Origin of the sequence: Alteromonas sp. KC3 (genome assembly GCF_016756315.1) — a bacterium.
GTDB lineage: Bacteria > Pseudomonadota > Gammaproteobacteria > Enterobacterales > Alteromonadaceae > Alteromonas.
Genome location: NZ_AP024235.1, coordinates 4,447,922 through 4,463,156, shown reverse-complemented (window position 1 = coordinate 4,463,156; position 15,235 = coordinate 4,447,922). Strand labels below are relative to the sequence as shown.

The window sequence follows — 15,235 nt, the reverse complement described above, 5'->3', positions numbered from 1 at the left end:
GTTAAGCACCTAACGACAGAAACTGTCTTAACCTATAATGGCTTTCATGTCAGTCATGTAGCCACGTAAGGTTTTACCTACCGATTCCACACCGTGTGAACGAATGGCTTCGTTAATTTCAACAAGGCGTTTGTTCTCTACTTGATTAGAAGTAACATTCAAACCCTTACCAATCACACTTGTGTCAATCGCAGGCATAAATTTCTCACGCAAAATTGGAATTGCCGCATTGGCAAATAAGTAGTTTCCATATTCCGCAGTGTCAGAAATTACCACGTTCATTTCATACAAACGCTTACGCGCAATGGTGTTTGAAATTAGTGGTGTTTCATGTAGTGATTCATAGTACGCAGACTCTGGAAGAATACCGGCTTCTACCATTACGTCGAACGCAACTTCAACACCACATTTGATCATGGCAACTAACAAGATGCCGTGGTCAAAGAATTCTTGTTCGCTGATTTCACCTTCAAAAGCGGGTGCATTTTCAAACGCGGTTTCACCAGTTTCTGCACGCCATTTAAGTAGGTTAGCATCGCCGTTTGCCCAGTCTTCCATCATTGTGCGAGAGAACTCACCGCTGATGATGTCGTCTTGGTGCTTTTCAAATAGCGGACGAAGTAAATCAGTCAATTGTTCAGAAAGCTCAAATGCTTTCACTTTTGCAGGGTTAGACAGACGGTCCATCATGTTGGTCACGCCGCCAATCTTAAGTGCTTCAGTAATAGCTTCTAAACCATACTGAATAAGTGCACCTGCGTAACCGGGGTCAATGCCGTCATCAACCATTTTCTCAAACGCAAGCACTGCCGCTACTTGTTGCATACCGCACAAAATGGTTTGCTCACCCATAAGGTCAGATTTCACTTCAGCCACAAACGATGACTCAAGTACACCTGCACGGTCGCCACCTGTTGCACTTGCTAGTGCTTTGGCAGTGTCCCAGCCTTTACCTTCAGGGTCGTTCTCTGGGTGCACAGCAATTAGTGTAGGAACACCAAAGCCACGCTTATATTCTTCACGTACTTCTGAGCCTGGACTTTTGGGTGCACACATAACAACAGTAATGTCGCTACGAATCTGTTGGCCCTCTTCAACAATGTTGAAGCCATGTGAGTAACTCAGCGTTGCCCCTTCTTTCATAAGTGGCATTACTGCCTCAACCACACTTGCGTGCTGCTTATCTGGGGTTAGGTTGTATACTAAATCTGCATCAGGAATAAGCTCCTGATAAGTACCAACAGTGAAACCATTGCTGGTAGCGCGTTTGTAAGAGTCGCGTTGCTCATCAATGGCTGCTTGGCGCAGCGCATAAGAAACATCCAACCCTGAGTCACGCATATTCAAGCCTTGGTTAAGGCCCTGCGCGCCGCAGCCTACAATGACAATTTTCTTGCCTTTTAGAAACTGACAACCGTCAGCAAATTCTTCGCGTGCCATGAAACGGCAGCGGCCTAGCTGATCTAACTGCTGGCGAAGTGACAGGGTGTTGAAATAATTAGCCATAAAAATTTCCGAACAACATTCATTTTTGTCGATATCACACGCCAACCTTGGCGTTGATAGACCTCGTCTATGACGACTTGGTATTGAGACTAAAAGATTTCTTTTATTTTGGAAAATGATATATTTGCAAGATAACATTGCAAAAAGTGAAACATTATGGATTTCAGAAGCCTTCAGCTCTTTAATCACCTTGCTACTAGCTTACATTTTGGTATTACTGCAGAGGCCATGTATGTGTCTCCCTCAACCCTAAGCCGCGTTATTCAACGCTTAGAAGACGAGCTAGGTTGTACGTTGTTTAAACGGGATAACCGTAAGGTGGCGCTAACCCATAGTGGACATAAGCTGTTGGCATTTTCAAAACAGGCGTTAAAAGACTGGCAACAACTCAAAGTAGATTTGAAAGAAGACAATGACGCGCTGCAAGGCGAGCTCAGCGTATTTTGCTCGGTTACCGCCAGTCAAAGCCATTTGCCGGCTATGCTCAGACAATTCAGACAGCAACATCCGGGCGTTGATATTCGTCTTATCACGGGTGACCCTGCCCTTGCTATTGAAAAGGTGAAAGGCAAACAGTGCGACCTTTCAATTGCCATTTACACGCCTGATATGCCCACCGACTTGCATTTCACTGCTCTTGATAATGTGCCTTTGGTACTGATTGCGCCGCGGGAATGGCGGCTAACACAACTAAGTCAACTGGACTGGACCAAGCATCAGGTGATCATGCCAGAAACGGGCCCTACGCGGCGAACCGCCTATCATTGGTTTGCTGAACACGGTATTCGACCGAATGTGTATGCCTACGTGGGCGGTAACGAAGCCATTGTGAGCATGGTGGCGCTTGAATGTGGCGTGGGATTTGTACCTAAAGTAGTGCTTGATCATTCGAGTATGGCCAATGCCGTCACGCAAATTCAGGTTGATGACATCGAGCCGTATGCATTGGGTTTATGCTGCTTGCAGGATAAACAAAACGAGCCTCTTATCAACGCATTTATGGAGCTCAACGCACAGCGCTAATTGGAACTTAGTTGCTTTATTAAGTTGTCTAGCGCTCTATAGCCTAGGGCTTCAGCAATGTGTGCACGACTTACTGCACTTTCGTCTTGTAAATCGGCGATGGTGCGGGCCACCTTCAATGTGCGATGAAACACGCGCATCGATAAATTTAACTGTTTAGCCGCGGCCTGCAAAAACTGTAAGTCGGCAGACGTTAGCTTGCAAATGTCAGCAAGTTCACCTGCGTTTAGCGCCCCATTGGGCTTGCCTTGGCGCATAAGCTGTTTTTGACGAGCGGCGGCAACGAATTGTTTTGTTTGAAACAAAGTGTCATCAGGTTTATTGCTGGGTGCAGGTAAGTCGTAATCAGGCAACCGAGGCACTTCTACTTGAATATCGATTCTATCAAGCAATGGCCCTGATAAGCGGTTTAAGTAATTTAATTGCTGCTGCGGAGTAAGTCTGTTGTCGTCAATATCGCCTGTTGGGCTTGGATTCATGGCTGCCACAAGCTGAAAATTTGCAGGGTAAGTGGCACTGCCTGATGCGCGAGATAAGTGTACATCGCCTGTTTCTAATGGTTCGCGCAGCACATCTAACGCCTTACGACCAAATTCAGGAAACTCATCCAAAAACAAAATACCATTGTGTGCCAGTGATATCTCACCCGGTACAGGATGTGAACCTCCTCCGGTAAGGGCCACCGCCGAGCTTGTATGATGGGGAGATCGCAAATGCCGTTGTAAGAATTGCTCGGCGTTGAGCCGTTCGCCTTTCACCGAATGAATAGCCGCAACTTCAAGGGCCTCTTCTTCTGTCATGTCGGGCAGAAGGGATAGCATTCTGCTGGCTAAAAGGCTTTTTCCTGTACCGGGCGGCCCCACCATTAGTAAATTATGCGACCCTGTGGCGGCGATCATAAGAGCTCGTTTGGCTTGGGCTTGCCCAATAATGTCGTCCCACCCCGTTGACGGTTGGGGCTTATGGTTCAGACTAAAGGGTTGCCCTTTTGCTAACGTTTTATTTCCCGCTAAGTGCTCGTAAACTGACAGTAGGTCAAAGGCAGGATAACGCGTGGCGTGCGATACTAATGCCGCTTCAATGTCGTTATCGCCCGGGTAAATAAGGGGTATATCTTCGTTCGCCGCGGCCATTACAACAGGAATTAGCCCATTTACAGGCTTTATCTCGCCGTTAAGCCCAAGCTCGCCAACAAACGCTAGGTTGAGTAATGCTGTGTCAGAGATATAACCTGATGCGGCTAAAATGCCCATAGCAATGGGTAGGTCGAAGCGTCCACCGAATTTGGGGATATCTGCAGGCGCAAGGTTTACAGTAATACGCTTAGCAGGGAAGTCGAAGCCGCTATTAATGAGGGCGCTGCGTACCCGCTCTCTCGCTTCTTTCACGCTGGTTTCAGCCATACCTACCAACTGAAAGGCCGGCAAGCCATTAGCAAGGTGAATTTCTACACGTACTTCTGGCGCAGATACTCCCTGCCCTGCAAACGTTTTTACCACCGCCATGCCCATAACTAAGTTCGTCCTCTCTAGGTAGCGCTGCTCGCTTGATACAATGCAAAACAAGCACTATAGAGAAAATGACTCACTAATTTTACTGTACAACAGGCGAGTTCTTCAGTCTTAATGGTGATCGTTGTAAAAGACAGGCAGTTGCCAATGCCAGCGCATAGCACCTAAACGAAACAACACGGTGGTGATCAGTGCTGCAATACCACACCATTGGGTTGCAAAGTCTAGCTGCATACCTACGCCATACACTACACCGCCCGCTATACATGTCATGGCGTAAAGTTCTCCGTTGAGCACTAATGGCACTTCACGACAAATTACATCGCGCAGTAAACCACCGAATACGCCTGTGATAGTACCCATCGCGACCGCCACAGCCATACCTGTATCGTTGGCCAAGGCTTTTTCGATGCCCACTACATTAAATAAGGCAAGCCCAAACGCATCGGCAATAAGTAAGTAGTGATAGGGAAAACGCGGGCTGACACGCAGCCATATAATAGGAATAAACGCGGCTATTAAGGTGGTGTACAAATAGTCGGTATCGGCTATCCAAAATACGGGTACATCTAACATAACATCGCGCAATGTGCCGCCACCAATGGCAGTTGCGCTAGCAAGTACCACAACACCAAAACCATCCATCCGCTTTTGGTATGCCATTAGGGTGCCCGATATTGCACATACCGCAACACCGGCTAGGTTTAACCAGTGAAACCAATCAAACATGTTTACAACCTTTGTTTGCTGTGTAGAAAAAGTGCCGAAATAGGCCCGTTACTGACCATATTATTGTTAACTTAACCGTGGCTGTTGTGGGCAAAATACTTGATCACGCGCAGTGTTTCATGCTATTTGTTTGCCCAATGTCATTACGTAGCAGCCACTATGTGATGAAGTTAGAGGTTAAGCCATAGCCTCATACGAACAACATTTCATTTTTACAATGCCAATGGATTTGCGCATTGTTAGTCAAATATATCACTAAAAACAAGGTGCTACCTATTGGTGGCTGATGCTTGTTGTCCTACATTCTAGACGATTGAAGAGGGTTTGTTACATGATTACCGCCTTCGGAAATGGTTAACACGATTTTTTCGTTTTTCTTTATGTTACTGCTGTAGCAACACAGGTACGTAATGTAAACAATATCGAAGTGGATGCAGGTCGTCGTGGCCGTATAATAAAACAAGCATAAACATACTATGCTTTGGTGTATGCAACCAAAACGGGTTATGCCCGGTTTGTAAGCGATTTTTAAGTTTCACAAAGCGGCCAATAGGCCCTAATTTAACGGGAAGGATTTATGCCCAAGTTACGTTCTGCAACTACCACGCAAGGTAGAAATATGGCGGGGGCTCGCGCGTTGTGGCGAGCCACTGGAATGAAAGACTCTGATTTCGGAAAGCCTATTATTGCTATTGCGAACTCATTTACGCAGTTTGTACCTGGGCACGTACACCTTAAAGATCTTGGTCAGCTTGTTGCGCGAAGCGTTGAAGCTGCTGGTGGTGTAGCGAAAGAATTCAATACCATTGCGGTGGACGATGGCATTGCAATGGGTCATAGCGGCATGTTGTATAGCCTGCCTTCTCGGGAAATTATCGCTGATGCGGTAGAGTACATGGTCAATGCCCATTGCGCAGACGCTATTGTATGTATCTCTAATTGTGACAAAATTACCCCAGGTATGTTGATGGCGTCTATGCGTTTGAATGTACCTGTTATTTTTGTCTCCGGTGGCCCTATGGAAGCTGGAAAAACTAAGCTTTCCGATCAACTTATCAAGCTCGATCTTGTGGATGCCATGGTTGCTGCGGCAGATGACAAGGTAAGCGATGCAGACAGCGATGAAATTGAGCGCTCTGCCTGTCCTACCTGTGGTAGTTGCTCGGGTATGTTTACCGCCAATTCAATGAACTGTTTAACTGAAGCACTTGGTTTGTCGCTACCAGGTAATGGCTCGATGCTGGCAACACATGCTGACCGTGAAGGGCTATTTAAGAAAGCGGGTGAGCAAATTGTTGAGTTGTGTAAACGCTACTATGGCGACGACGATGAAAGTGTATTGCCGCGCAATATTGCGAACTTTAAAGCGTTTGAAAATGCAATGAGCCTAGATATTGCCATGGGCGGCTCGACCAACACCATCTTGCACTTACTGGCCGCGGCAATGGAAGGCGAAGTACCTTTCACGATGGATGATATCGATCGACTTTCACGCAAAGTGCCACACCTGTGTAAAGTGGCGCCATCTACGCCGAAATACCACATGGAAGATGTACACCGTGCTGGTGGTGTTTTAGGTATCTTGAACGAACTTAACAAAGCTAACCTATTGAACACCGACGTCAATCACGTGCTAGGTAAACCACTCACTGATGTTATCAGTGAATGGGACATTACCAATCCAGAGAATAAAGATGCGATTACCTTTTATCGAGCAGGTCCTGCTGGCATTCGTACTACAAAGGCGTTCAGCCAAGATTGCCGTTGGGATGACGCTGACGACGATCGCGAAAACGGTTGTATCCGCACCGTAGAGCATGCGTATAGCCAAGAAGGTGGTCTTGCCGTGTTGTACGGTAACCTTGCTGAAGACGGTTGTATTGTTAAAACGGCGGGTGTTGATGAGTCAATTCTAAAATTCACCGGTACGGCGCGTATTTATGAAAGCCAAGATGATGCAGTGGCGGGAATCTTGGGTAACGAAGTAAAAGCAGGTGATGTGGTGTTTATTCGCTATGAGGGACCGCGTGGCGGGCCGGGTATGCAGGAAATGCTATATCCTACGTCTTACCTTAAATCAAAAGGCTTGGGTAAGTCGTGTGCACTTGTTACAGATGGTCGCTTCAGTGGTGGTACATCGGGTCTATCTATCGGTCACTGCTCACCAGAAGCCGCCAGTGGTGGTGGTATTGGTTTAGTAGAAGATGGCGACAAAATTGAAATCGATATTCCTAATCGCAGTATCAATATTGTCATTAGCGATGAAGCGCTAGCCGAACGCCGCGCTAAAATGGAGGCCAGCGATAAACCTTGGCGACCTAAAAATCGTGTGCGTGAAGTGTCTACATCACTTAAAACGTTTGCGGCACTCGCAACAAGTGCTGATAAAGGTGCTGTGCGCGATGTAAGCAAACTGGAAAACTTATGATGGCAAGTGAGCACGTTAGCGATCACGATTATCTAAAAAAAATCTTACTGGCCCCCGTGTACGATGTGGCGGTAGCCAGTGAGTTATCATACATGTCGCTGCTATCGGCAGAGCTTGATAACGAGATATTCTTAAAGCGAGAAGATCAGCAGCCAGTAAAGAGCTTTAAACTACGCGGTGCCTATAATCGCATTTGCGCCTTAAGCGATGAACAGCTTAAGGCGGGCGTAATTGGTGCGTCGGCGGGAAACCATGCACAAGGGCTCGCTTATAGCGCGAAAATGAAGGGTATTCAGGCCACTATCGTCATGCCTGAAACCACACCTGATATCAAAGTGGATGCAGTACGTCGCTTCGGTGGAGATAACGTCAATGTTGTCCTTCACGGTACCAGCTTTGACCAAGCAAGCAGTCATGCTAAAACGCTGTGCGACACTCATGGCTATACCTTTGTACCGCCATTTGACGATCCAGACGTTATTGCCGGACAAGGAACAGTCGCCCGCGAGCTACTCGAGCAAAACCCTAACCTTGATATTCTGTTTATCGCGGTTGGTGGCGGTGGTCTTGCCGCAGGTATTGCCGTATATCTAAAGCAGCTTAAGCCCAGCATTAAAATTATTGCAGTTGAGTCTGAAGAGTCTGCATGCTTTATCAAAGCGCGTGAAAACGGTGAGCCCACCGCGCTTGAAAGCGTGGGTATTTTTGCCGACGGTGTAGCGGTAAAAATTATGGGACAAGAGACCTTTAGATTGTGTAACCGCTTTATCGACGACACCATTACGGTGACGAACGATGAAATTTGTGGTGCGATCAAAGATATCTTTGATGATACCCGCGTTATTGCCGAGCCTGCTGGCGCATTGTCGGTCGCAGCTATTCGCAAATATGCCAAACAACATGATCTGCACGGTAAGAAACTCGGTGGCATTTTGTGTGGTGCGAACATTAACTTTCACACCCTTCGCTATGTCTCTGAACGCTGTGAGCTAGGTGAGCAAAAAGAAGCTGTGTTTGCAGTAAAAATCCCTGAAACGAAAGGCGCGTTTAAGCAGTTTTGTGAATGTGTGGGTGCAAAGGCAATTACCGAGTTTAATTATCGCTACGCCAGTGAAAGCGAAGCGCATATTTTTGTAGGTGTGAAGCTAAAAGGTGGTCAGCAAGAATACCTTGCACTACAAAGCGATCTTGAAAGTAAAGGGTATGACGTTGTCAACCTTACAGACAATGAACTGGCTAAGTTGCATGTGCGTCATATGGTCGGCGGCCGACCACCTTCGATCTTGAACGAACAGGTATTTAGTTTTGAATTTCCTGAGCGTCCAGGTGCACTGCTTAATTTCTTAAATACTTTAGGTGAACAGTGGAATATCACGCTATTTCATTACCGTAATCACGGCGCCGCGGAAGGTTTAGTCTTGGCTGGCTTTGATATTGCGCCAGATAGCCGTGATGACTTTAATCAACATGTCGCAGAGCTTGGCTACAAAGTAGAAGAAGTGACCGACAATCCGGCTTACCGCTTCTTCTTGTCCCAGCCACACTAGTTAGTCTGACTGGCCTTGTTATGTTGGCAAGGCTTTTCGAGGTGCAGCGTTTTGCTTTGCATCGCTTCATGTTAAGCACTGGCTTACTGTGGAGCGATGTAAAGCAGCAATAAAAAAGCCCAAACGCGCAAGGTTTTTCCAAGGCGGTTTGGGCTTTATTGTTAGAGCAAGGTTTATTGCGTGCTTAGTTGTCTGTGCTTAAGGCTACATTTTCGAGGTGCTGCATCATCTCTGGCCAGATTAGTGCCATGACATCTTCTCGCAACGCTTCACATTCCTCTGAATACTTCAAGCTGCCGTCCTTTTCAGAGTCTAACCAGTGGTTGTCTTTAAGCGCACTGATAAAACTTGATAGGACGTTTTTGTCGTAGAACTCAGGCGAACTCAGTCCGTACAGTGTCGATAAGCGCTCTGCCACTTTCTTACTTTCACGCTCAAGGGCGCTGCGGCTGATCACTTTCTCTTTGTCTAAGATGGTGAGTACTACCGCATAGCGCTGCAACGTTTCTTGCATACAACGGCTTAACAGCCATGCTGAATGGAATTGCTTACAATGCGCATCAGGTGGCAGCAAATCTTCACCTTTTTGACGAAGTAATCCGTTGTCTAACAGCGCAGTAATCAGTGCATCGGTATGCGCTAACGCTTCGTCTTGCGATAAATGTAAGAACAACTCTTTTTGTAACAATGGATACAGCGCCGCGATCAGCTGTAAAATAGCATTGCGGCTGGTTCCTTTTTTCGCGAACACCGATGCCATAATCAGTCCGGGTAACGCAAAGAGATGTAAAATGTTATTGCGATAGTAAGTCAAGTAAACCGCAGACTTAGGCTGCGGGCTTATCAGGCGACCATAGTCGTCTTCTTTTACGTCGAATTTGCCTAATTTTAATGTATCGCGCAGCAACTCGTCTGCTGTAGAGTCAGGAATAGTGGCGTCGTCGCTAAATGGCACTGCTTTGAATAATTCAATAAAGTCGCCTAGCGCTTGTTTTAGCTCAGTTTCACTCATGGTTTGTGTCTTTGATGACAACAAACAAAGCGATGTTAACGCCATTCCGTTTAACGCGGCGGCGCGGTTGATACGTGTCATAACATTGTTCGCCAGCTCATTTACGGCGGGTGTTAACCATGCCGGTTTCTTCTCTGGCTCAGCGTCACGACAATCACGCCAGTTAGGCACATGATTTTCTAAAAACTGGTTAAGCTGAATAGGCTCGCCAAAATTCACATAGCCATGACCATAGTTTTTCAGCTTCTTAATGGCAGAGAATACCTGCAAGTTAGACTCTTTTTTCTTCTTAGAGCCCTTCAACTCGTTGAGGTAGCTTTTTACTTCCATTACGTTTTCATAACCAATGTACACAGGCACGATACTTACAGGGCGATTAACGCCTTTTAGCATTGCCTGAATTGTCATGGCCAACATACCCGTTTTCGGAGGAATAAGTCTTCCGGTGCGGCTTCTACCACCCTCTGGGTAATATTTCACTGAGTAGCCTTTGTTAAATAACAACTCAAGGTATTCTCTAAATACGGCCGTATAAAGCTTGTTACCAGCAAAACTGCGACGCAAGAAAAACGCGCCACCACGCCTAAACATTTTGCCAACAGGCCAAAAGTTGAGGTTTATGCCAGCGGCAATATGAGGAGTAACCATGCCTTCGTGATAAATCACGTAGGTCAGCAATAAGTAGTCCATATGACTGCGGTGGCACGGAACATAAATAATTTCGTGGCCATTGGCGGCGAGTTCACGAATCCTATCGGCATGACCTACGCTTATTCCGTTGTAGATCTTATTCCAAATACGTGTAAGTAGGCGATCGCCAAACCTTATTAAACCTTCCCGATAGTCTGCGGCAATTTCGGTTATGTAAGATTGCGCAGTCTCTTTGGCTTTCTCGTGGGTAACTTTCTTGCTGCGAGACTCTTCGGCAATGGCGCGTCGCACCGCATCAGAGCCCAATACACTATTATTGAGTTCTTGGCGTTCAAGTAATGTTGGGCCTGTCATACTTTGACGCTTTCGCTGGAAGTGAGTACTTGCTACGCGAACCAGTTTATGGGCAATGCTCTGATCGCTACCATGCTGGTTTGACATCGCGCGAGCCGATACGGCTTTTGAATAGTTAATAAAATTGTCGCGACCCAAAAACAGTACGATAAATAATTTACGTAACCAACTAGGTGCTGCTCTATCGGCAATTAAGTCGCTAAGCCCTGGGTTGCCTTTGCCTGGCGCTCTTCCCCAAGTTACAAATACTGGCACCACCTGCAAATCTAGGTTTTCATGATCGCGGTGCAGGTGGAATAATTCAGTGAAGACTTCTTCAATGTCAGTTTCTTTTGCTGAAGAGCGAAAGATAGGCTGAGTTTTACGTAAAAATAATGTGGACGAATACTCTCGCCCTGCAAGTGCCAACGTCTCTGTTGGGCTTGGCAAACCCAGTGCTTCAGTCGACATTCTAAGTGCCAACTGGTCGGTCACTGAGTTAGTGGGAAGTAGATAGACAATTGGCTTGTTCTTATCTATTCCTAATTCGGTTTCAACGTTTACTGGAATACTATGCGCTTTAACCAGTAACTTAACAGGATAATGAAACACCGACAAAAGGGCTTTTCGCATCCACGACATGAAGTATGTAATCCTATGAAATAAAAACGGGGAAAGTGTAACACATTTGGCGATTTATCTCGCGGTATGCCAATACTATCGTTTTTCTTGCTTTACTGACTCCTTACCGCGAAGTAAGTTCAAAAGTGTTGAGGGCTTGCTCGCCGGCTGACTAAAGCATTGCCAGATAAACAAAGATAAGTTATAAGAACGTAATATTTTATTGTAGTTAACACAAAGTAGGCGTGTTGTGAGCTGTTGGCTAATGAATAGCCTCCATGTCTACTAAATCAGGGACGATGTATGAACACTTCGCGCTTGGGTTTTGCTGGCCTTTTTTCAATTGTAGCTCTAACTGCATGTGGTGGAGGTGGCTCTAGCTCATCGCCTAACCCAACACCTGCACCACCTCCAGAGCCTACTTCATTAGAGATTTTATCAAATCCATTAGACTATTCTATTGCGCAACTAGACACTGCTGCAAAGAGCTACGCTAATAGTAGTTACACGGGAAAATCAAACGTTGCCACGGCAGATATTGACGCTGTTCAAAATGTGTATATCGCGCTTTTTGGTGAAGATCTCGCTAGCTCACCTTATCTTGACGTATTTGAGGTTTACGACTTTGCCGATGATAATGGAAATATTGATGGCGTCACTCAATGTTCAGATAGCGGCTCTATTACTTATTCTGGAAAACTCGATCTGGACGACGGGACCGGGACAATAGTCATCGATTATGATCAATGTATTCATTATTATCTAAATAAGTATCATGATGGTCAGATTTCTGTAGCTATTACTCAACTAGACGACAATAATTTTGAGGCAACATCTTACTTCACCAGTCTTTCGGTAGGGCAAGGTAGCCAGCGCGCAACACTAAAGGGGCTAATTAAATTCGCGTTAAATTATCATGAATTTAACGGGAACTATAGTGAGACATACACGCAGTATCTGACCGCTACATTTAGCGGCGAAACTTATAAAATAATTGGAACAGCATACGACGGCATAAAGGATGACCGTTATACCACTGAATATGACGGTACAATGCATATCGGCTCAAAAGGTAAGCTTGATTTTTCTTACATCTCAGAGGAAGGCGGGCTGCCTTATGCTTATCAAGGTTCCCTTGTTGTTAAAGGCGATAAAACGGCTGGCATTGATATTATGCAAGGCGCGGTTCGCTACGGTGAAGATACTGATGGAGATGACACATATGATGTTGGCGTGTTCTTCAGCAATATCGAAACCTTCGCAAGCAGCAATACCGCTAATATTGTTCTATCAGACATCGAAACTATTTCTGCGCCGCCCGTTGTAAGTGAACCCTATTATTATGCCTATGAACCCGTTTATACTTCTGACGATATAATCGTCGAGCAAGGATATTATTACGATCCCGATACGCCAGACTCTGATCTATCGATATCCTATCGTTGGTATATCAATAATAATGTAGTAGATGGCGTCAACGGTACTACCCTACCCGCATACAATGCTGTGTTCGGCGATGAATTGAAAGTAACCATGGTGGTGTCTGACGGTAGTAATATTGTCGAATCACAGCCGGTATTCATTACCATCAGCGATTCTCCAATGACACTTACCGTCTCTAATATGCCAGACTCTGTAGTGGCAGGTGGTTACGTTGAGTTCACTGTGAGTATGACTGACCCAGACCGAATTAGCGGTGATGCTGCAGGTCAGCTTGTCTCTGCGCCCACTGGAGTAACCCTTAGTGACGAAGGTTTACTTACTTGGCAGGTGCCAGAAGAGCAATTGTTTAATGAACAAACTTATGTTTTTAGTTTTGCTAGTTTAGATGGTGTGGAGAGCCTTCAAACCGTAGAGATAACTTCATATGCAGATAAGGCCCCAGCGTTTGCACGCACTACCTCAATAACGCCGGTTTTCAATCAAGGTTTCGCACTTGCCTCAGTCGATGGTGTGAATGAGCTCATAACGGTTAGTCACCGCAACGTGGGAGCTTTCTCATTAAAAGGTAATACGCTAGAAAATACCTATGTATACCCTTACAAGCTTCCAACAAGGGGGGAAATTAAAGGCGTTTATACACAAGACGTAGACGGCGACGGCAATGACGAAATATATATTCTCACTGAACAAGGCCTGTCGGTTATAAAAGATCGCAACAATAATGCAGAAGCTGTGTTTGTAATAGAGGGTAACATTGGCTCTGGATGGCTCTTCGATATTGATAGCGACGGTGTTGGTGAAATCGCATACCTACACGGTAATCGCTCATACGATATGACCTCTATCTCTATTCACGATGTAACAACAGGAGAGAAGTTACAGCAGTATGATATAGACGGTGTATCCACCCTATCTTTTGGTAATGTAGACGACGATGCGTCTATCGAGATGGTGACTAACAACGGATACGTATTTGACATTGAAAGCGGCGCTAATCAATGGCTACTTGGCAGTGGATTCGGCGACGCATACGTAGTTGTTGGTGACATGAATAATGATGGCATCGATGAAATCATCGGTGCCGACTATTACGAAAATATCTCGATCTATTCTGCCGTTTCGAAAAGTAGTTTGGCAACAGCGACGCATAACGATATCTGCGATATGTCTTATACCAAAGATGACGCGACTAATGAGGGAATGGTCGTTATTTCTGAGTGCCAATGGGGAGAGATCAAAGCACTCACACTAGAAGGGAGTCAAATATCAGAACAATGGAGCATTAATCACAATACATATAGCGGCATATCACTTCTAATTGGCGATCTGAGTAACGATAACAGTGATGAAATTATCTGGGTCGGAGACTATCAAATCTTAGTTGCACAGCAAGAGGCTAGTGGCGATTACGTGTTGTCAGATATTAAAACTGAGGCACATTCATCCCATTATTTTGCTGCTGGTTGGGCACCATTTGGTGATAACGATGAAAGAGCTGTTTTTGTAAGTAATACAAATAATTACGACACGTCCATCCAAATTCTGTCAGTAGATAAAGAAGATAACATCACAGTAAGTGAAGAGCTCGGCGACGACGCTTACGATTATAGCCGACCAGTTGTGACTGATTATAACAACGATGGTGTGGGTGAATTATTAACCGGCGCTTTAGATTACAACTCATCATTCAACGTAATTCAGCTGTCAGATAATTCAACTCAGTGGACACTAAGCCAAAATCATAACAGTCAAATCTCGCTGATTGAAGCCGTTGATGTCAATGAAGATGGCTTTATTGATGCTGTTGTAATTGAAAATGACCGGCTAAAAGCTTACGACATCGAGAACCAGATACTCGTTGATTCGATCATCAGTGACTTCTCTATTGTTGCTGTTGCGGAATTAACGAATAACGGCGAGCAGTTCTTCGCTGTGAGTGGCTATGAGTCACTGAAGCTATACAAGATGCAAGAGGGTGAGTTCATTGGTTTGAATGAACTTCAAACTGTTTGTAGTCAATTGCTTCGTATCAATTCTGATAGCGATGATGCCTTTGAGTTTGCATGTCTAGACACAACTCATAATGTGATAAATATCTACGATGTGACAAACGACGCATTGGTGCTTAAAGATACCATTTCGCTGACTTTTTACCCGCAAAATATTGCGGTAATCCCTACGACTTCATCTAATCAATCGATACTCGGCATTTATCCGACTAACGAATATGATTCTTCATACGGGTACTATGACAATATTAATTATCAAGTTGCTGAGCTTGATAGCAAAGGGAACGTTATTTGGCGTAGTCCCTCAATAAGTATTGATAATGTAGATGGTTTGCGTATTCGAAAAAATAATGCCAACAAAGTAGAGCTGCAAATAGGTAACCCAAACATGGCTCTTCTGGTGAAATAAAGGCAATACACTT

The 15,235-nt window shown here is 45.3% G+C and carries 8 protein-coding genes; 4 read left to right on the top strand and 4 right to left on the bottom strand.

What is annotated here, in order from left to right:
* Positions 1-27 precede the first annotated feature (27 nt).
* Complete coding sequence (gene ilvC, locus JN178_RS19680) at positions 28-1,506, bottom strand: ketol-acid reductoisomerase (RefSeq protein ID WP_202262958.1); 1,479 nt, start codon at positions 1,504-1,506, stop codon at positions 28-30.
* Between the two features lie 156 nt (positions 1,507-1,662).
* Here ilvC and ilvY point away from each other — a divergent pair, with 156 nt between their 5' ends.
* Positions 1,663-2,529, top strand: coding sequence for an HTH-type transcriptional activator IlvY (gene ilvY / locus JN178_RS19675; protein ID WP_159625470.1), 867 nt, complete (start codon positions 1,663-1,665; stop codon positions 2,527-2,529).
* Here the strand turns inward: ilvY and JN178_RS19670 are convergent.
* Together JN178_RS19670 and JN178_RS19665 are read right to left on the bottom strand one after the other, a co-directional pair.
* Entirely contained in the window at positions 2,526-4,040 is a 1,515-nt protein-coding gene (locus tag JN178_RS19670; protein WP_202262957.1) for a YifB family Mg chelatase-like AAA ATPase, read from the bottom strand. The two genes, ilvY and JN178_RS19670, sit on opposite strands and share 4 nt — an antisense overlap.
* A gap of 111 nt (positions 4,041-4,151) precedes the next feature.
* On the bottom strand, positions 4,152-4,769 hold the full coding sequence (locus JN178_RS19665; RefSeq protein ID WP_202262956.1) for a trimeric intracellular cation channel family protein: 618 nt from the start codon (positions 4,767-4,769) through the stop codon (positions 4,152-4,154).
* Between the two features lie 577 nt (positions 4,770-5,346).
* Here JN178_RS19665 and ilvD point away from each other — a divergent pair.
* The gene (gene ilvD / locus JN178_RS19660; RefSeq protein WP_159625476.1) at positions 5,347-7,197 is read left to right on the top strand and encodes a dihydroxy-acid dehydratase; all 1,851 of its coding nucleotides are present in this window, start codon (positions 5,347-5,349) and stop codon (positions 7,195-7,197) included.
* Positions 7,197-8,744 (top strand): threonine ammonia-lyase, biosynthetic, encoded by a 1,548-nt coding sequence (ilvA, locus tag JN178_RS19655; protein WP_202266147.1) that lies wholly within the window; start codon positions 7,197-7,199, stop codon positions 8,742-8,744. The genes ilvD and ilvA overlap by 1 nt, the downstream gene beginning before the upstream one ends.
* Before the next feature lie 184 nt (positions 8,745-8,928).
* On the opposite strand, the gene plsB is transcribed toward ilvA, so the two are convergent.
* Positions 8,929-11,382, bottom strand: coding sequence for a glycerol-3-phosphate 1-O-acyltransferase PlsB (plsB, locus tag JN178_RS19650; protein WP_202262955.1), 2,454 nt, complete (start codon positions 11,380-11,382; stop codon positions 8,929-8,931).
* A 282-nt stretch (positions 11,383-11,664) separates the two neighbouring features.
* Between plsB and JN178_RS19645 the strand changes: the two genes are divergently transcribed.
* Positions 11,665-15,222 carry a hypothetical protein gene (locus JN178_RS19645; RefSeq protein WP_202262954.1) on the top strand — a complete coding sequence of 1,186 codons (3,558 nt, stop codon included), beginning with the start codon at positions 11,665-11,667 and terminating at the stop codon, positions 15,220-15,222.
* Positions 15,223-15,235 lie beyond the last annotated feature (13 nt).

Excerpts from the sequence above, each read along its gene's own strand:
- JN178_RS19645 (WP_202262954.1), top strand. The coding sequence starts at position 11,665 with ATGAACACTTCGCGCTTGGGTTTTGCTGGCCTTTTTTCAATTGTAGCT.
- ilvC (WP_202262958.1), bottom strand. The coding sequence starts at position 1,506 with ATGGCTAATTATTTCAACACCCTGTCACTTCGCCAGCAGTTAGATCAG.
- plsB (WP_202262955.1), bottom strand. The coding sequence starts at position 11,382 with ATGTCGTGGATGCGAAAAGCCCTTTTGTCGGTGTTTCATTATCCTGTT.
- JN178_RS19665 (WP_202262956.1), bottom strand. The coding sequence starts at position 4,769 with ATGTTTGATTGGTTTCACTGGTTAAACCTAGCCGGTGTTGCGGTATGT.
- ilvY (WP_159625470.1), top strand. The coding sequence starts at position 1,663 with ATGGATTTCAGAAGCCTTCAGCTCTTTAATCACCTTGCTACTAGCTTA.
- ilvD (WP_159625476.1), top strand. The coding sequence starts at position 5,347 with ATGCCCAAGTTACGTTCTGCAACTACCACGCAAGGTAGAAATATGGCG.
- ilvA (WP_202266147.1), top strand. The coding sequence starts at position 7,197 with ATGGCAAGTGAGCACGTTAGCGATCACGATTATCTAAAAAAAATCTTA.
- JN178_RS19670 (WP_202262957.1), bottom strand. The coding sequence starts at position 4,040 with ATGGGCATGGCGGTGGTAAAAACGTTTGCAGGGCAGGGAGTATCTGCG.